Annotated in this window: 17 protein-coding genes and 1 pseudogene; 5 read left to right on the plus strand and 13 right to left on the minus strand. The window is 67.7% G+C overall.

The window, feature by feature from the left end; genetic code table 11:
- Positions 1–2: 2 nt before the first annotated feature.
- The 12 genes from AC1RRV_RS22325 to coxB all read right to left on the minus strand — a co-directional run bounded on the left by AC1RRV_RS22325 (position 3) and on the right by coxB (position 11,624).
- Positions 3–1,670: a putative bifunctional diguanylate cyclase/phosphodiesterase gene (locus AC1RRV_RS22325; protein ID WP_492861844.1), complete on the minus strand. Its 1,668-nt coding sequence runs from the start codon at positions 1,668–1,670 to the stop codon at positions 3–5.
- 35 nt (positions 1,671–1,705) lie between these two features.
- Positions 1,706–2,284 carry a GNAT family N-acetyltransferase gene (locus AC1RRV_RS22330; protein WP_492861845.1) on the minus strand — a complete coding sequence of 193 codons (579 nt, stop codon included), beginning with the start codon at positions 2,282–2,284 and terminating at the stop codon, positions 1,706–1,708.
- A gap of 41 nt (positions 2,285–2,325) precedes the next feature.
- Complete coding sequence (locus AC1RRV_RS22335) at positions 2,326–3,597, minus strand: M16 family metallopeptidase (RefSeq protein ID WP_492861846.1); 1,272 nt, start codon at positions 3,595–3,597, stop codon at positions 2,326–2,328.
- Positions 3,598–3,643: 46 nt separating this feature from the next.
- A complete protein-coding gene (gene thrC / locus AC1RRV_RS22340; RefSeq protein ID WP_492861847.1) occupies positions 3,644–5,041 on the minus strand; it encodes a threonine synthase in 1,398 nt (465 codons plus the stop codon).
- On the minus strand, positions 5,041–5,739 hold the full coding sequence (locus tag AC1RRV_RS22345; RefSeq protein ID WP_492861848.1) for an SURF1 family protein: 699 nt from the start codon (positions 5,737–5,739) through the stop codon (positions 5,041–5,043). The genes thrC and AC1RRV_RS22345 overlap by 1 nt, the downstream gene beginning before the upstream one ends.
- On the minus strand, positions 5,732–6,094 hold the full coding sequence (locus AC1RRV_RS22350; protein WP_492861849.1) for a DUF983 domain-containing protein: 363 nt from the start codon (positions 6,092–6,094) through the stop codon (positions 5,732–5,734). Before AC1RRV_RS22350 ends, AC1RRV_RS22345 begins: the two co-directional genes overlap by 8 nt.
- Positions 6,095–6,167: 73 nt before the next feature.
- The gene (locus AC1RRV_RS22355) at positions 6,168–7,040 is read right to left on the minus strand and encodes a cytochrome c oxidase subunit 3 (RefSeq protein WP_492861850.1); all 873 of its coding nucleotides are present in this window, start codon (positions 7,038–7,040) and stop codon (positions 6,168–6,170) included.
- Between the two features lie 67 nt (positions 7,041–7,107).
- On the minus strand, positions 7,108–7,710 hold the full coding sequence (locus tag AC1RRV_RS22360) for a cytochrome c oxidase assembly protein (RefSeq protein ID WP_492861851.1): 603 nt from the start codon (positions 7,708–7,710) through the stop codon (positions 7,108–7,110).
- A gap of 22 nt (positions 7,711–7,732) precedes the next feature.
- Entirely contained in the window at positions 7,733–7,879 is a 147-nt protein-coding gene (locus tag AC1RRV_RS22365) for a cytochrome c oxidase system small membrane protein (protein ID WP_492861852.1), read from the minus strand.
- Positions 7,876–8,907, minus strand: coding sequence for a heme o synthase (gene cyoE / locus AC1RRV_RS22370; RefSeq protein WP_492861853.1), 1,032 nt, complete (start codon positions 8,905–8,907; stop codon positions 7,876–7,878). The genes AC1RRV_RS22365 and cyoE overlap by 4 nt, the downstream gene beginning before the upstream one ends.
- Before the next feature lie 99 nt (positions 8,908–9,006).
- Positions 9,007–10,674: a cytochrome c oxidase subunit I gene (gene ctaD, locus AC1RRV_RS22375; RefSeq protein WP_492861854.1), complete on the minus strand. Its 1,668-nt coding sequence runs from the start codon at positions 10,672–10,674 to the stop codon at positions 9,007–9,009.
- A 26-nt stretch (positions 10,675–10,700) separates the two neighbouring features.
- Positions 10,701–11,624 (minus strand): cytochrome c oxidase subunit II, encoded by a 924-nt coding sequence (coxB, locus tag AC1RRV_RS22380; RefSeq protein WP_492861855.1) that lies wholly within the window; start codon positions 11,622–11,624, stop codon positions 10,701–10,703.
- 370 nt (positions 11,625–11,994) lie between these two features.
- Between coxB and AC1RRV_RS22385 the strand changes: the two genes are divergently transcribed.
- The 5 genes and pseudogenes from AC1RRV_RS22385 to AC1RRV_RS22405 form a co-directional block, all read left to right on the plus strand.
- Positions 11,995–12,321 carry a PadR family transcriptional regulator gene (locus tag AC1RRV_RS22385; protein WP_492861856.1) on the plus strand — a complete coding sequence of 109 codons (327 nt, stop codon included), beginning with the start codon at positions 11,995–11,997 and terminating at the stop codon, positions 12,319–12,321.
- The gene (locus AC1RRV_RS22390; protein ID WP_492861857.1) at positions 12,318–12,881 is read left to right on the plus strand and encodes a DUF1700 domain-containing protein; all 564 of its coding nucleotides are present in this window, start codon (positions 12,318–12,320) and stop codon (positions 12,879–12,881) included. Before AC1RRV_RS22385 ends, AC1RRV_RS22390 begins: the two co-directional genes overlap by 4 nt.
- 17 nt (positions 12,882–12,898) lie before the next feature.
- Positions 12,899–13,717 (plus strand): GIN domain-containing protein, encoded by an 819-nt coding sequence (locus AC1RRV_RS22395; protein WP_492861858.1) that lies wholly within the window; start codon positions 12,899–12,901, stop codon positions 13,715–13,717.
- 75 nt (positions 13,718–13,792) lie between these two features.
- Complete coding sequence (gene tldD / locus AC1RRV_RS22400; RefSeq protein WP_492861859.1) at positions 13,793–15,238, plus strand: metalloprotease TldD; 1,446 nt, start codon at positions 13,793–13,795, stop codon at positions 15,236–15,238.
- Positions 15,239–15,240: 2 nt separating this feature from the next.
- A pseudogene (locus AC1RRV_RS22405) lies at positions 15,241–15,358 on the plus strand (hypothetical protein); the annotation flags it as partial.
- On the opposite strand, the gene AC1RRV_RS22410 reads toward AC1RRV_RS22405, so the two are convergent.
- Complete coding sequence (locus tag AC1RRV_RS22410) at positions 15,356–15,853, minus strand: GNAT family N-acetyltransferase (protein WP_492861860.1); 498 nt, start codon at positions 15,851–15,853, stop codon at positions 15,356–15,358. The pseudogene AC1RRV_RS22405 and the gene AC1RRV_RS22410 overlap by 3 nt on opposite strands.
- Between the last annotated feature and the right edge of the window lie 174 nt (positions 15,854–16,027).

Raw genomic sequence — 16,027 nt, forward strand, 5'->3', positions numbered from 1 at the left:
GATCAGCCCCGCGCCTTCACCGGCGCGGCGCCGTCCACATAGGCCTCGTTCAAATAGACCTCGGCCTCCTGCGGCGACAGGGCCGGCGCGTAGCCGAAGCCCTGGCCGTAGTCGCAGCCCAGAGACTGCAGGGCGCGGGCCATCTCGGCATTCTCAACGCCCTCGGCCACCACCTCGAGATCGAGATCCTGGCCCAGCTTGACGACCGAGCGGACGATCTTGGCCGAGCCGGCGTTCCCGCCCATGGTGCGGACGAAGTAGCGGTCGATCTTCAGCGTGTCGAACGGCAGGCGCGTCAGATAGGACAGCGACGAGAAGCCGGTGCCGAAGTCGTCCAGCGCCAGGCCGGCGCCCGCTTCGCGCAGGGTGCGCAGGATCACGGCGGCCCGCTCGGGGTCGCGCATGATGTCGCTCTCGGTGACTTCCAGCTTCAGGGCGCCGCGCGGCAGACGGTTGACGCGCAGGGTCTCGGCTACGTCGGCCACCAGGCCCGGACGATCGATCTCGCCGGTCGAGAGGTTGACGCTGACGGTCAGGGCGCCCATCGCCGGATGGGCGTCGCGCCAGGCGGCCAGCTGCTTGGCGGCGGTGTGCATCATGTGCGCACCGAGCTCGCTCATCAGCCCCATCTCTTCGATCAGCGGCAGGAATTCGTCGGGCGGCAGCATGCCCCGGCGCGGATGGATCCAGCGGGCCAGGGCCTCGAAGCCCGACAGGGCGCCCGTCGACAGGCGCACGACGGGCTGGAAGTACGGAATGATCTCGCCGCGGCCGATGGCGCCGCGCAGGTCGGCCTCCAGGGCGAGGCGCGAGAGGCCGTCGGTCTCCATCGAGCGGCCATAGGCGGCGGCGCCGCCACGACCGACGGCGGCGGCGGCCTCGACGGCCAACTCGGCGCGGCGCAGCAGCTCGGCGGCGTCGGGCGCATCGAGCCCGCCTTCGGCCGAGACGCCGCCGACCGACAGGGTCGGGTGAATATCGAAGCCGGCGATGCGCAGCGGCTGTTCCAGCGCGGTGCGCAGCATCTCGGCCGGTTCGTAGCCCTTGGGTTCGCACAGCACGGCGAACTCGTCCTCGCCGATCCGGCCCAGCAGGGCGTCAGACGGGAAGGCGGCGGCCAGGCGCGACCCCAGGGCGGCCAGCACCAGGTCGGCGCGTTCGTGGCCCAGGGCCTCGTTCAGGCGGCGCAGGCGATCCAGGTCGGCGACGACCAGTTCGTGCATGCCGTCCCGGCCCAGGCGCTCACGAGCGCGGGCGATGAAGCTGCGGCGATCCAGGAGGCCGGTGAGCTCGCAGCGCTCGGAGGCGGTGAATTTCGTTTCGGGGGCGACGACGCCGGCGGCGCGGACACCCTCTTCCAGCCAGACGCCCCGCCAGAGGCAGGTCTCGCCACCGCGCACGCGGAAGCGGGCGACGACTTCGGAGCCGGGTTCACGGGCCTTGAGCACTTCCTCGGCCTGGGCGCGGTCCTGCGGCAGGGCCAGGGCGCGGAAGGCGGCGGACGAACACTCGGGGGCCAACGGCCCCAGGCCCAGCGCGCGAGCCGCGCCGTTCAGGCGAAGACGGTCGGCTTCCGGTTCCCAAATCCACAGCGCGACGTCGGCGGCGCCCAACGCTTCCAGCGTGGCCGTCGCGTCCCAGATCCGTCGCTCACCGGTGCGAAAAGGCATGCCCGTCCTAAACTCTTCGGTTCTGGTCCTCGGCGCTACTCGGGCGCCACCAAGCCGAACAGACGATGATCTCTCCAACCGCCGTTAATTTTCAAATAAGCGGGCGCGTATCCTTCCTCTGAAAACCCGCATTTCTGTAATAATGCGGCCGATGCGTGGTTTTCCGGCATGCATGCGGCTTCTAGTCTATGGAGCTCAAGACCCTTGAAGGCGAAGCGGATCAAGGTCTCGACCGCGTCGGCCATGTGGCCTTGCCGGATGTGGGGCTGGCCGATCCAGTAGCCGATCGAGCCGGTCTGAGCGACGCCACGTCGCACGTGAAAAAGTCGGATGGCGCCGACCAGGGCGTGGTCCGCGCGGCGAAAGACGAAGAACGGATAGGCCTCGCCCAGCTCCAGTTCGCGGGCATAGGCGCCGAGACGGGCGCGAAAGGCCGCGCGCGTCAGGTCATGCTCGGGCCAGGTCGGCTCCCACGGCTCGAGAAAAGGCCGCGACTTGGCGCGCAGGGCGGCCCAGGCGCGATGGTCGTGCGGACGCGGCGGCCGGAGGTAGACGGCGCGGCCTTCCAGCTGAAGCCGGGGCCGGGTTTTCAGGAACGGCAGCAAGGCGGACACGAACGAAGCTCTGAGTCAGTCAACGCCGTCATCTTCCAATGTCAGGCCGCGGAGAACAACGCCTTGTCGAACGCCTCGCCGGCCTTCAGGGCCGACTTGGCTCCGAGCACCGCCGTGGCGGCCCTGCCGCCGGCCAGCAGGCGGCGGCCCAGGCGCGCGACATCTTCCGGCGTCACCGCGTCGACCTCGAACGCCAACTCGGCGGTGGGATAGAGGCGGTCGAAGAGCAGCACCTGCCCCGCCCCCTGCTCGGCGCGCGACAACGGCTGCTCGCGGGCCATGAACATGTGGGCCTTCAGTTGGGCCTTGGCGCGGGCCAGTTCGGCGGGCTCGATCCGCTCGGCCAGCTTGGCGATCTCGTCGGCGCAGACCTTGGCGGTCTCGACCGCGTCGCCCGCCGCGCAACCGGCATAGACCCCCAGCGCGCCATGGTCGGCATAGGTGTCGGCATAGGCGTCGATATTGTAGGCGAGGCCGCGCTTCTCGCGGGCTTCCTGGAACAGCCGCGAAGACATGCCGCCGCCCAGGCACTCGGCGAAGATCCGCAGGGCGAAATAGTCGTCCTCGCGCGAGCCGCAGGCGGGCAGCATGAAGACCAGATGCGCCTGCTCCAGCTTGCGCGCCTCGGCCTGGGCGCCGCCGACGAAGGCCGCCGGTTGCGGAACGACCGCGCCGGGCGCGGCGGGCAGGTCGCCGAAGGCGCGCTCGGCGGCGGCCATCAGCTCGGCCTCGTCGACCGCGCCCGTGGCGCTGACCACCAGACGGTCGGCGGCGTAGAGGGCCGCGCGCCAATCCGTGAGGGCCTCGATCGTGGCGGCCTCGACGGTCGCGTCGCTGCCCAGGATCGGACGGCCCACCGGGTGGTCGCCCCAGCTGGCGCGCTGGACCAGGTCGAAGACATAGTCATCGGGCGCGTCGGCGGCCTCGGCGATCTCTTGCGCGACCACCTGTTTCTCGCGGGCCAGGTCGCCGGCGTCGAGGGTCGGGCGGCGCACCAGGTCGGCGATGACGTCCATGCCCAGATCCAGCCCGCCCTTCAGCGCGCGGACCTGGAAGCTGGTGCGTTCATAGCCGGTCGCGGCGTTGATCGAGCCGCCCTCGCTCTCGATGACCTCGACGATGTCGCGGGCCGAGCGGCTGCCAGCGCCCTTGAACACCATGTGTTCCAAGAGGTGCGACCAGCCCGAGCGCGCCGGGTCCTCGTAGGCCGCTCCCCGTCCCGCCACCACGGTCAGAGCCAGGGTTTCAAGGCCTGGCATCGGGTCGCAGACGACACGGACGCCATTGGGGAGGGTGCGCAAGGAAGCTGTCATGAGCCGCGGTATCTAGGCCCTAGCGGCCCTAAACGCCAGCTTTGGCTCAAGTATTGGCCGCGAAGGTCCGCACGAAGGCCTTGATCGCCGAACCGTCGGCGGGCAGGCGCTCGAACTTTTCCGGCTTCTTGGAAAGGTCGGGCGTGGCGCGCGGGGTCGAGGGGGCGAGGCCCGTGGCCGCCAGGACAGCCTCCGGGAACTTGGCCGGATGGGCGGTCGAAAGGACCACCACCGGGATCGACGGATCGACCCGCACGCCTTGGGCGGCGGCCAGGCCGACGGCCGTGTGCGGGTCGATGACTTCGCCGGTCTCGTTCAACGTCGCCAGCATGGTCTTGGCGGTGTCGGCCTCGCTGACCGAGGCGCCGCGGAAGAGCTCGCGCATCCACGCATAGGCGCCCGGCGGAATGTCCAGCAGGCCCGTGTCGGCGAAGGCGCGGAAGGCGCGGCCGGTCTCGGTGCCGTCACGACGGACGGCCTCGAAGTAGAGGCGCTCGAAGTTGGAGGCGACCTGGATGTCCATGGCCGGGCTCTGGGTGGCGGCCACGGCGCCGCGCGCATAGCGGCCGTCCTCGAAGGCCCGGGCCAGGATGTCGTTGGAGTTGGTGGCGGCGGTCACCGAATGGATCGGCAGCCCCAGCTTCTTGGCCACGAAGGCGGCGTAGGCGTCGCCGAAATTGCCGGTCGGGACCACGAAGGCCACTTCGCGGTTCGGCGCGCCCAGGGCCACGGCGGCGGTGAAGTAGTAGACGCTCTGGGCCGCGATCCGGGCCCAGTTGATCGAGTTGACGCCCGACAGATCGACCGCATGGCGGAACTGGTCGTCCTGGAAGGCCTGCTTGACGATGGCCTGGCAGTCGTCGAACGAGCCCAGCACCGAGATGCAGGCCACGTTGCCGTCGACGGCCGTGGTCATGAACCGGCGCTGCACCTCGCTGATGCGGCCTTCCGGGAAGAGGGCGACGATACGGGCGTTCTTGCGGCCCCGGAACGCCTCGACGGCCGCGCCGCCCGTGTCGCCCGAGGTGGCGCAGATGATGGTCATCTTCCGCGACTGGCGCTCGAGCACGTAGTCGTAGAGGCGGCCCAGCAGCTGCATCGCCACGTCCTTGAACGCCAGCGTCGGGCCGTGGAACAGCTCCAGCAGGTAGCGGTTCGGACCCAGTTGCTTCAGCGGCACGACGGCCGTGTGGGCGAAGGTGGCGTAGGCCTCCTCGCACATGTGCAGCAGGTCGTCCTTGGGGATGTCGTCGCCGACGAACTTGCCGACCACGGCCGCCGCCACCTGGGCGTAAGGCTTGCCCGCGAAGCCCGCGATCTCGGCCGGCGAGAAGCTGGGCCACTCGTTGGGCACGTACAGGCCGCCGTCGGGGGCCAGGCCGGCCAGCACCGCATCCAGGAAGCCGATGGGCGCGGACTGGCCGCGGGTCGACACATAGCGCATCAGGGTCTCAATCTCCGCCAGAGCATGGCGGCATAGATAAACAGCAGGGTTACGGCAAGACCGAACCACGTCAGAGCGTATTCCAGGTGCCGATTGGAAATTTCTGCCGGCAACGGCGCGGGCGTGATTCCGGCCGGCGCCGGGCTCTCGCTTTCGGCCATCAGCACCAGCGGCGCGGCCTGGCGCTCGGGAAAACGGGTCAGCACCTTGGCGCGATCGCCGCCCAGCTGGGCGATCGGCGTCAGGACGCCGACGACATGGCGCGGCGCCTCGAAAGCCTTGGCCGGCGCGGTGACCTGGCCGGTCAGGCCGTTGACGACGCCCCGATCGACCAGGATCAAGTCGTAGGGCCCGTCCTCGATCCCGCACGGCGCCTGAGCCCGCCAGACCATGTCGCCGTCGCGGACGCCATAGACCAGCGGCAGGGGCGCGGCCTCGACCGGCGCGCAGTCGACCACGACCCGGGTCCAGGCCACGTCGTCGCCCTTTGCCTGGGCGGTGAGGACCTGCCCCAGCGGCGAGGCCGGCGCGGTCTTCAGTTTGTCGATCCGGACGAGCAGACCCTGCTTCCAGTGCAGGCGCTGCATCTGCCAGCCGCCGAGGCCGCAGAGGATGGCGAAGGAAATCCCCGTGGCGACCGTCAGGCCGATCGGAAAGCCGGGCTTCTTGGCCGGTTGCGGCGTGGGAGCGTCAGACATGGTCGCGCCCCGCCTCCGAGGCTTTCTGGGCGATCTGGGCCGCGACCATCAGACCCTTGGCCGGTCGCATCAGTCCCAGGGTGATGACCAGCACCGCCGGCAGCCAGACCACCAGCAGCAGCCAGATCGGCCAGTTCCAGGCGAACATCGAAAACAGCGCCCCAAAGGCGCAGACCGCCCCGGCGATCAGGATCACGAAGGTCGCCGCGCCGTCGCCCGTCTCGAACCTGCCCAGCTCGAAGCCGCAGGCCTCGCACGCCGGCGCCACCTTGAGGAAGCCCTCGAACAGATGGCCCTCGCCGCAGTGGGGGCACAGGCCGCGCGCGCCGGCGGCGTAGGGGTTGGTCTTCGTCATCGCAGACTAAGCCTTGAAACGAAAAAGGCCCGGAACGCTGGTCTGCGTTCCGGGCCCCTTGGATCTTTCGACCTTAGTGAGCCGAGGCCCCGAAGATCACGTAGATGAACGCGAACAGGAACAGCCAGACCACGTCGACGAAGTGCCAGTACCAGGCGGCCGCTTCGAAGCCGAAGTGCTGCTTGGGCGTGAAGGCGCCCTTCATCAGGCGGATCAGGCAGACGATCAGGAACAGGGTGCCGACGAACACGTGGAAACCGTGGAAGCCGGTGGCCAGGAAGAAGGTCGAACCGTACAGGCCCGAGTTCACGGCGGCTTCCGAGTAGAACAGCTGCTCGTGGTTGATGTGGCTGTACTCGTAGATCTGGATCGCGGTGAACAGCGCGCCCAGCGCGATGGTCAGGATCAGGCCCCACTTGGCGCCCTTGCGGTCGCCGACCTGCAGAGCATGGTGAGCCCAGGTGACGGTCGTGCCCGAGAGCAGCAGGGTCAGGGTGTTGACCAGCGGCAGGTGCCAGGCCGAGACGGTCTCGACGCCGGCGGGCGGCCAGGTGGCCCAGGCGGTGCGGACTTCCTCGATCGCCGACAGCGTGCGGTGCTCGTGGAAGAGCGCCATCTCGAAGAACATCCAGAACCACGCCACGAAGAACATGACTTCCGAGGCGATGAACAGGATCATGCCGTAGCGCAGGCCGATCGAGACGACCGGCGTGTGGTCGCCGGCCTTGGCTTCCTTGGCCACGTCCGACCACCAGCCGAACATGGTGTAGAGCACGCCCGCGAAGCCGGCGGCGAAGATCGCCCAGTTGCCCTTCTCGATCCAGAACACGCCGCCCTTGATCCAGCCGATCAGGCCGATGGCCATGACCGTCGCGGCGAGCGAGCCCACGAAGGGCCACGGGCTGGGCGGAAGGATGTGGTAGTCGTGTTTGACGGCGCCGGCCATGTTGCTGCTAACCCTTATATCCCTCTGAGCACGGCGCTGGTCCCCCGCGCCGTGGTCGTTGTGAACGCTATAGCCCTCTCGACGGTGCGCCGCCAAGGGGTTCGACGATACGAGGCGTCGTCGACGCGGTGACTTTTCCAGCTTTGCCGTCGTCGACGGCCGGGAAGAACGTGTAGCTGAGCGTGATCTCGTTCTTACCCTTGGTTTCGGGATCGTCCACGAACTGGGGATCCACGAAATAGACGACCGGGAACTCCACCGTCTGGTGGGGCTGGATCGTCTGGCTGGTGAAGCAGAAGCACTCGAGCTTCTGGAAATACGGGCCGGCTGATTCGGGCACCACGTTGTAGAGCGCGCGGCCGGTCTGCGGCTTGTCGGTCGGGTTGGTGACCTTGAAGAAGGCCAGGCCCGTGTCGCCGATGCGGATGTCCTGGCTGGCCTGCAGGGTCTGGAACTGCCAGGGCAGCTCTCGGATATTGGCGTCGAAGCGGATCTTGACCTTGCGATCCAGGATCCGGGTCGGCTTGGCCTCGGCCTTGCGCACCGTGCCGTCGAAGCCGGTGACCTGGCAGAACAGCTTGTACAGCGGCACGGCGGCATAGGCCGCCCCGACCATGCCGAAGAACGCGGCCACGCAGATCAACGCCACCCGTCCATTGCGACGGGCCATGGCCTGCTGTTCCGGGGTTCCCTTAGGCGTGGTGCGCGACACTGCCGCCAAGCCTCACGAGGGTGACCACGAACACCAGGATGACGAAGACCACCAGGCCCAGGCCGAGCGCGATATTGCGCCCGTCACGGGCCTTCTTGGCGGCCTGCTTGTCGATAGGTTGGTTCACTTCAGCAGCTCCAGGGCATGCACGCCCACCACGGCCTCGCCGAGCAAGGCGGCGAACAGGGCGAACAGATAGAGGATCGAAAAGGCGAACAGGTTGCGCGCGGCCTTGGCGCCCTGCGCCCCCTTGGCGGCTTTCTCGTCCTCGGTGACATCGTAGAGGGCGCGGTCGGCCACGCGCGGGTCGGCCGCGTCGCCAGCCTTGCTGGCGAAGACCCTCCAGGCCAGCAACAGGAACACCGCCCCGCCCAGGGCCGCCACCGCCAGATAGACCGGGCCGCCCAGGCCGGTCAGCACCGGCGTCAGGCAAATCGGCACCAGCAGCAGGCTGTAGATCAGGATCTGCTTGCGGGTTTCCTTGGCGCCCTTGACCACCGGCAGCATCGGCACGCCGGCCTTGGCGTAGTCGGTGGTGACGTACAGCGACAGGGCCCAGAAGTGCGGCGGGGTCCAGAAGAAGATGATCGCCACCATCAGCCAGGCGTTCAGCGGGGCCGAGCCCGTGGCCGCGGCCCAGCCGATGGCGGGGGGCAGGGCGCCGGCCAGGCCGCCGATGACGATGTTCTGCGCCGTCCAGCGCTTGAGCCACATCGTGTAGACGACGGCGTAGAAGATGATGGTGAAGGCCAGCAGGGCAGCCGCGAACCAGTTGATCGCGAAGCCCAGGAACATCACCGAGAGCAAGCTGAGGACCACGCCCAGCGAGGCGGCCTCCTCGCCCTTGACCTTGCCGGCCGGGACCGGACGGCCGCGCGTGCGGCGCATCTGCTGGTCGATGTCGGCGTCGTACCACATGTTCAGAGCGCCCGAGGCCCCTGCCCCGACGGCGATGCACAGCACCGCGATCGCGCCCAGCACCGGATGGATCGGCGCGCGGGCGGCCAGCAGGCCGGTCAGGCCCGTGAACACCACCAGCGACATGACGCGCGGCTTCATCAGCTGGAAATAGTCCTGCCAACGCGCGGCCTGAGACAGGTCTGGCGGCGACGTGTCGGGCGCGGTCTCCGGGGTCATGGCGAGGGTCTTCGACATCGAGAGGAATATATCGGTCTTGAATGGGCGAAGGGCGCGGCCCGGACCCTTAAGGTCCCGACCGCGCCCCCGCGTCTTGGTCCGGTTTCGGACGACAGCCTAGTGGTGGCTGTCTTCCTTGATCACCGGCGGTTCGCTGAACTGGTGGAACGGCGGCGGCGAGGACAGGGTCCATTCCAGCGTGGTGGCGCCTTCGCCCCACGGGTTGGCCTCGGCCTTGCGGCGACGGATCGCGGCTTCCAGCAGGATGATGAGGAACACGCCCACGCCGACGGCGGTGATCATGTAGCCCACCGACGAGACGTAGTTCCACTTCGCGAAGGCTTCCGGATAGTCGACGTAGCGACGCGGCATGCCCTGCAGGCCCAGGAAGTGCTGCGGGAAGAACACCAGGTTCACGCCCACGAACATGATCCAGAACTGAGCGCAGCCCAGAGCTTCGTTGTACTTCACGCCCCACATCTTCTCGAACCAGTAGAAGAAGCCGGCGAAGATCGCGAACACCGCGCCGAGCGACAGCACGTAGTGGAAGTGGGCGACGACGTAATAGGTGTCGTGCAGGCTGTAGTCGATGCCGGCGTTCGACAGGACGACGCCGGTGACGCCGCCGACCGTGAACAGGAAGATGAAGCCCATCGCCCACAGCATCGGCGTCTTGAAGTCCAGCGAGCCGCCCCACATCGTGGCGATCCAGCTGAAGATCTTCACGCCCGTCGGGACGGCGATGATCATCGTCGCGGCCACGAAGTAGGCGCGCAGGTTGATGCTCATGCCGACCGTGTACATGTGGTGCGCCCACACGACGAAGCCGACGAACCCGATGGCGACCATCGCGTAGGCCATCGCCAGATAGCCGAACACGGGCTTCTTGGAGAAGGTCGAGACGATGTGGCTGACGATGCCGAAGCCCGGCAGGATCAGGATGTACACTTCCGGGTGGCCGAAGAACCAGAACAGGTGCTGGAACATGACGGGGTCGCCGCCGGCGGCCGGGTCGAAGAAGTGCGTGCCGAAGTTGCGGTCGGTCAGCAGCATGGTGATGGCGCCGGCCAGGACGGGCAGCGACAGCAGCAGCAGGAAGGCGGTGATCAGCACCGACCAGGCGAACAGCGGCATGCGGTGCAGGGTCATGCCCGGCGCGCGCATGTTGAAGATCGTGGTGATGAAGTTGATCGCGCCCAGGATCGACGAAGCGCCGGCCAGGTGGAGCGACAGGATCGCCAGGTCCATGGCCGGACCCTTGTGGCCGATCGTCGAGAGCGGCGGATAGATCGTCCAGCCGCCGCCGAAGCCGTGGCCCGGGCCGCCGTCGACGAACATCGAGCTGACCAGCAGGACCCACGCGGCGACCAGCAGCCAGAACGAGATGTTGTTCATCCGCGGGAAGGCCATGTCCGGCGCGCCGATCATGATCGGAACGAACCAGTTGCCGAAGCCGCCGATCATGGCGGGCATGACCATGAAGAAGATCATGATCAGGGCGTGGGCGGTGACCACGGCGTTGAAGCCGTGCTTGCCCTTGAAGACGCCGAGCTGCGCCAGCAGGCCATCGTCGGTGAACACCTGGATGCCCGGATGCATCAGCTCCCAGCGGATCAGGCCCGAGAGGGCGCCGCCGACCAAGCCCGCCATGATGGCGAACAGGATGTAGAGCGTGCCGATGTCCTTGTGGTTCGTGGACCAGAACCAACGCTTGAAGAAGGGCGGCAGGTGGTCGGCGTCGTCGTGACCGCCGTGGGCATCGTGAGTGTCTGCGGCGTGAGCCATCGGACTTCTATCCTACGATCGTATTCTTAGGCCGCCGGCGCGGCGGGAGCCGCGGCCGGTGCGGAAGCGGGAGCGGCCGGAGCCGAAGCGGGGGTCGCGGCCGCGGCGGCCGGAGCCGGAGCAGCGGCGGGAGCCGGCGGAGCCGTCTTCTCCTTAACCCAGGCGTCGAACTGAGCCTGCGTCACGACCTGGATCTCGATGGGCATGTTCGAGTGATCGACGCCGCAGAGTTCCGAGCACTGGCCGTAGTAGACGCCGGTCTTCTCGGCCTTGAACCAGGTTTCGTTCAGGCGGCCCGGGATGGCGTCGGTCTTCAGACCGAAGGCCGGGAGGGCGAAGGCGTGGATCACGTCGGCGCCGGTGACCTGGACGCGGACGACCTGGTTCACGGGAACGACCATCGCCTTGTCGGCGGCCAGCAGGTACGGGACCTTCTTGGCTTCGGCCTGTTCCTTGGTGAGCGGCAGCGAGACGATTTCGCTGATCTTCTGGTCCGGATACTCGTAGCCCCAGTACCACTGATAGCCCGTGGCCTTCACGGTCATGTAGGGCTTGGGCATGTCGTTGTAGCCGAACAGCAGCCGGAACGAGAAGATGGCGATGACCATCAGGATCAGCACCGGCACGACCGTCCAGATGATCTCGACGGTGGTGTTGTGGCTGAACTTGGCCGGGATCGGGTTCGCTTTTTTATTGTAGCGCACCACGATCCAGATCAGCAGGCCCAGCACCAGAAGGGTGATGGCCGTGATGATCGGCATCAGGATGATATTGTGGAACCAGATGGCGTCATGCTTCAGCGAAGAAGCGGCCGGCTGGAGGTCGATGGCCCCCGGCGTGGGCTGGCCCATCAGATCCTCGGCGAGGGCGTTCCCCGCGAACATCATCGTAGCGGCGAGGGCGGACGCGCCCGTCATGATCCGCCGAAACCCCGAAAATTGCGCCTTCATATCCCTCACGGCCCGTTTCGGCGGCGACTTGACCCTGAAGGGCCGCACCGCGCCGACTTGCACATTCGATCCCTGATCCGCGCTCTGCGATCGACTTCGCTGACGGTGAGTCGCGCGTCGACGCCTAGCCCGCCCCAAGGACCGGTCCGGAGGCTGCATACGCGCATCGCCAGCGGTTGCCAAGCACCAGAGACCACGCCCACGACATGGGATTGCCCCCTTATCCCCAGCGGGAGGCGATCCAGCTGAGAATCCGTTTCATCAAGGGCTTGATAGCCTCTCCGCATCATTACGTATCGTTCATCAGTAGGTACCTTGCACCACTCAGTACCGTGCAGTAGAAGGGAGCATCAACGGAGGCAAGGAAGCCGTGCCGGAAACGATTGAAATCCAACTGAAGAAAGGCGTGCTGGCGCTGTGCGTACTGGCCCTGCTCTCGCACGCCGACAGCTACGCCTACGAGATCGCCAGCAGGCTCACGAGGGACATCGATATGGGGGAAGGGACGATCTATCCGCTGATGCGCCGCATGCAGTCGGATGGGCTGGTCGAGACCTATCTGGTGGAAAGCCAGAGCGGTCCGCCGCGCAAATACTACCGCCTGACCACGGTCGGGCGCCAAAGCCTCGAGCAACAGAAAGCCGAGTGGACCGCCTTCGCCAACGCGGTCAACGACATCGTGGGAGCCGCCGCATGACCCGCGCCGAGTTCATCGTTCGTCTTCGTCGAGGCCTGGCCGGCCTGCCGGTGACCACCATCGCCGACATCGTCGCCGACCACGAGGCTCACTTCGCCGACGCCCAGGCGGCCGGCCGAAGCGAAGCCGAAACGGCCGCCGCCCTGGGCGACCCCGGTCGCCTGGCCCGCGAGATGCGCGCCGAGGCCGGCCTGAAGCAGTGGGAGGAGAAGAAAAATCCTTCCAACGCCCTGGCCGCCATCATCGCCCTTCTGGGCCTGGGCGCCCTGGACATCATGTTCCTGCTGCCCCTGCTGATGGGCGTGCTGGCCGCGCTGTTCGGGTTCCTGGTCGCCGTCGTGACCATGTTCGTGGTCGGCGGCTTCATCTTCGCGGCCGGCCCGCTGACGGCGCCGCCCGGAGGCCCGTTCACCGCCTTCCTGACGGGCGTGGGCTTCATGGGCCTGGCCACCTGCCTCGGCGCGTTGCTGACGCTGGTCACCGTCGGGGTCTTCAACGCGGTCGTCTGGTACGCCCGCCTCCACTACCGGCTGTTGAAGCCGGCCATTGATCAAGTCTGAGCGGAGAGGAGGGGACCATGTTGATCCGCAATACGCTCATCGTCGCCGGCGCCAGTTTCGTGCTCTCGGTCGGCTGTTTCGCCGCCGTGGCCGCCATCGCCGGCCCGGAGATCATGAAGAACGGCTGGACCTTGCCGTTCGAACACGACGGCGACACCGTCGTCATCCGCGACGACGGCCGGGTCATCCGGACGGGCAAGCACGTCCGCGTCCACGGCGAGCGCGTCTCGCCTAGCGTCGACCGCACCTTCGCCTGGACGGGCAAGGACGAGCTGATCATCGACCTGCCGGTCGACGTCGTGTTCGTCCAGGGCGACCAGGCCAAGATCGTCGCGTCGGGGCCCAAGGACTATATCGACCGCCTGCGCGTCGACGGTGGCCGCATCGCCATCGAGGACAGCGACGGCCTCGACCACGATCGCCTGACCATCGACTCGCACGGCCTCCGGGTCGAAAGCGACTCCGACCGGGTGAGGATCACGGTCATCGCCCCGGACGTCACCAAGTTCGACATCCGCGGTTCGGGCGATCTCGACATCCGCAAGTACGACCACCCGACCTTCGCGGTGAGCGTCAGCGGCAGCGGCGATGTCGACGCCAAAGGCCGGGTGCAGACCATCGCGGTCGACAACTCCGGCTCGGGCTACGTCAACCTGACCGACCTGAAGGCCAAGGACGCCGTCGTCGGCGTGTCCGGCAGCGGCGGCGGCGCGGTGTTCGCCACCGAGAAGGTCAAGCTCGACATCTCCGGCAGCGGCGACGTCGAACTGCGCACCGAGCCCAAGTCGATCAGCAGCGAGATCAGCGGCTCCGGCGAAGTTCGCCGCGAGTACTGATCAGGCGCGAATTGACCGCCTTGCGACAATAGGGGCGGGGTGACGGACGCGTTCGGAAGGCCTACCTGTAGGTCCATGAACGCTCCTCTCCCCGCCTCTTCCCATTTGGGCCCTTCGCTTCTGGACGCCGCCGGCGTCGATCCTGAACGCGCCCGGTCAATCCTGGGCGAGGCCCTGACCGGCGCCGACGACGGCGAACTTTTCCTCGAACGCTCCGAGAGCGAAGCCTTCGTCTTCGACGACGGCCGCCTCAAGAGCGCCTCCTACGATTCCGGCGAGGGCTTCGGCCTGCGCGTCGTGGCCGGCGAGACGGCGGGCTACGCCCACGCCGCCGAGATCAGCGAAGCCGCCATCCATCGCGCCGCCGACAGCGCCAGCCTGGCCAAGCGCGGCCACGCCGGCGTCTCGGCCGAAGCGCCGCGTTCGACCAACGAAAAGCTCTACGGCGAGGACAATCCGGTCAATTCGCCCGACTTCTCCGACAAGGTCAGCCTGCTCCAGCAGATCGACGCCTTCGCCCGCGGCCGCGACCCGCGCGTCGTACAGGTGATGGCTTCGATGGCCGGCGAACGCCGCGTGGTCGAGATCCTGCGCGCCGACGGCAAGCTGATCCGCGACATCCGCCCGCTGGTGCGGGTCAACGTCCAGGTCACCGTCGAGAAGGACGGCCGCCGCGAGACGGGCAGCTCGGGCGCCGGCGGCCGCGCCGGTTTCGCCGCCTGGATCAGCCCCGACCGGTGGCAGGACCAGGTCGACGAAGCCCTGCGCATGGCCCTGGTCAATCTCGACGCCGTCGCCTGTCCGGCCGGTGAGATGGACGTGGTGCTCGGTCCCGGCTGGAACGGCGTGCTGCTGCACGAGGCCGTCGGCCACGGCCTGGAAGGCGACTTCAACCGCAAGGGCATCAGCGCCTTCTCGGGCCGCATCGGCGAGCGCGTGGCCGCCAAGGGCGTCACCGTCTTCGACGACGGCTCGCTTCCCGGCCGGCGCGGCTCCCTGACCGTCGACGACGAGGGCACCCCGACCGAGCGCACCATCCTGATCGAGGACGGCATCCTCGTCGGCTACATGCACGACCGGATGAGCGCGCGGCTGATGGGCATGAAGGCGACCGGCAACGGCCGCCGCCAGTCCTACGCCCACATGCCCATGCCGCGCATGACCAACACCGGCATGCTGGCGGGTCATGACGATCCCAAGGAGATGATCGCCTCGATGAAGCGCGGCCTCTACTGCGCCAATTTCGGCGGCGGCCAGGTCGACATCACCAACGGCAAGTTCGTCTTCCAGTGCACCGAGGCCTACCTCGTCGAGGACGGCAAGATCACCGCCCCGGTCAAGGGCGCGACCCTGATCGGCGACGGGCCCAGCGCCCTGACCAAGGTGACGATGATCGGCAACGACTTCGACTTCGATCCAGGCATCGGCGTCTGCGGCAAGTCTGGCCAAGGCGTGCCGGTCGGCGTCGGCCAGCCGTCGCTGAAGATCACCGGCCTGACGGTGGGCGGGACGGCGGTTTAGGCCCTGCGTCCTTCGAGGCTCGGCTTCGCCTCACACCTCAGGATGAGGAATTCAGAGCAATGAGTCCCTCATCCTGAGGTGCGCGCTCCTGAGCGCGCCTCGAAGGACGCGATGCGCCTACAGCGCCCGCTCCAGATAGGTCACCGTCTTCTTCCCGCCGTGGATCTCGGCCGTCCCCACGGGGACGAAGCCCAGCGCGGCGTGGAACCTGTCCGAAGCCGGGTTGGGCGGGTCGGAATTGACCTCGCAGACGATCCGTTCGTGGCCGGCCGCCTTGGCCGCCGCGAACAGGTCGTCATAGAGCCGCCGCGCTAGGCCCCTGCCCCGCGCGCCGTCGGCGACCACCACCCGGTCGACATAGACGAAGGCCGGGTAGCGCTCGCGAAACCACAGGAAGTTCGGGCTGTCGTAGTCGGCCGCCTGGTCGAAGGTCAGCAGCAGGGCGTCGGCCACGTCGACCCGGCGCGCGACGAAGGCTTCGGCCACCAGATGGGCCAGCCGTTCGGGCTCCAGCCAGGACAGCTCCACGGCATGAGCGTTGTTCAGCGCCAGCAGCGCCTCGCCGTCGGGGCCGGTCAGGTCGGCCACGGCCAGCGGCGTCACGGTGTCGGTCATGGGCTCTCCAGTCCGCCCGGACCTATGGGTCAGCAAGCCCCTCCGCAAGGCGGCTCGCTGGGTGATCAGCGGCAACCTTTCAAAGGTTTAATGCACATTTCACGCTTGTAACTTTCTTCCCGCGTCGCCCACCTCCACCGTGCGCCCATATTACAGCGGGCCCTGGGGAGGGTC

It is taken from the genome of Caulobacter sp. GW821-FHT11E10 (assembly GCF_058808375.1).

Bases quoted from the DNA above. Each gene is read 5' to 3' on its own strand.
- AC1RRV_RS22395 (WP_492861858.1), top strand. From the start codon at position 12,899: ATGTTGATCCGCAATACGCTCATCGTCGCCGGCGCCAGTTTCGTGCTC.
- AC1RRV_RS22350 (WP_492861849.1), bottom strand. From the start codon at position 6,094: ATGACGAAGACCAACCCCTACGCCGCCGGCGCGCGCGGCCTGTGCCCC.
- AC1RRV_RS22410 (WP_492861860.1), bottom strand. From the start codon at position 15,853: ATGACCGACACCGTGACGCCGCTGGCCGTGGCCGACCTGACCGGCCCC.
- ctaD (WP_492861854.1), bottom strand. From the start codon at position 10,674: ATGGCTCACGCCGCAGACACTCACGATGCCCACGGCGGTCACGACGAC.
- AC1RRV_RS22345 (WP_492861848.1), bottom strand. From the start codon at position 5,739: ATGTCTGACGCTCCCACGCCGCAACCGGCCAAGAAGCCCGGCTTTCCG.
- tldD (WP_492861859.1), top strand. From the start codon at position 13,793: ATGAACGCTCCTCTCCCCGCCTCTTCCCATTTGGGCCCTTCGCTTCTG.
- AC1RRV_RS22325 (WP_492861844.1), bottom strand. From the start codon at position 1,670: ATGCCTTTTCGCACCGGTGAGCGACGGATCTGGGACGCGACGGCCACG.
- AC1RRV_RS22360 (WP_492861851.1), bottom strand. From the start codon at position 7,710: ATGGCCCGTCGCAATGGACGGGTGGCGTTGATCTGCGTGGCCGCGTTC.
- AC1RRV_RS22335 (WP_492861846.1), bottom strand. From the start codon at position 3,597: ATGACAGCTTCCTTGCGCACCCTCCCCAATGGCGTCCGTGTCGTCTGC.
- thrC (WP_492861847.1), bottom strand. From the start codon at position 5,041: ATGCGCTATGTGTCGACCCGCGGCCAGTCCGCGCCCATCGGCTTCCTG.
- AC1RRV_RS22390 (WP_492861857.1), top strand. From the start codon at position 12,318: ATGACCCGCGCCGAGTTCATCGTTCGTCTTCGTCGAGGCCTGGCCGGC.
- coxB (WP_492861855.1), bottom strand. From the start codon at position 11,624: ATGAAGGCGCAATTTTCGGGGTTTCGGCGGATCATGACGGGCGCGTCC.
- AC1RRV_RS22355 (WP_492861850.1), bottom strand. From the start codon at position 7,040: ATGGCCGGCGCCGTCAAACACGACTACCACATCCTTCCGCCCAGCCCG.
- cyoE (WP_492861853.1), bottom strand. From the start codon at position 8,907: ATGTCGAAGACCCTCGCCATGACCCCGGAGACCGCGCCCGACACGTCG.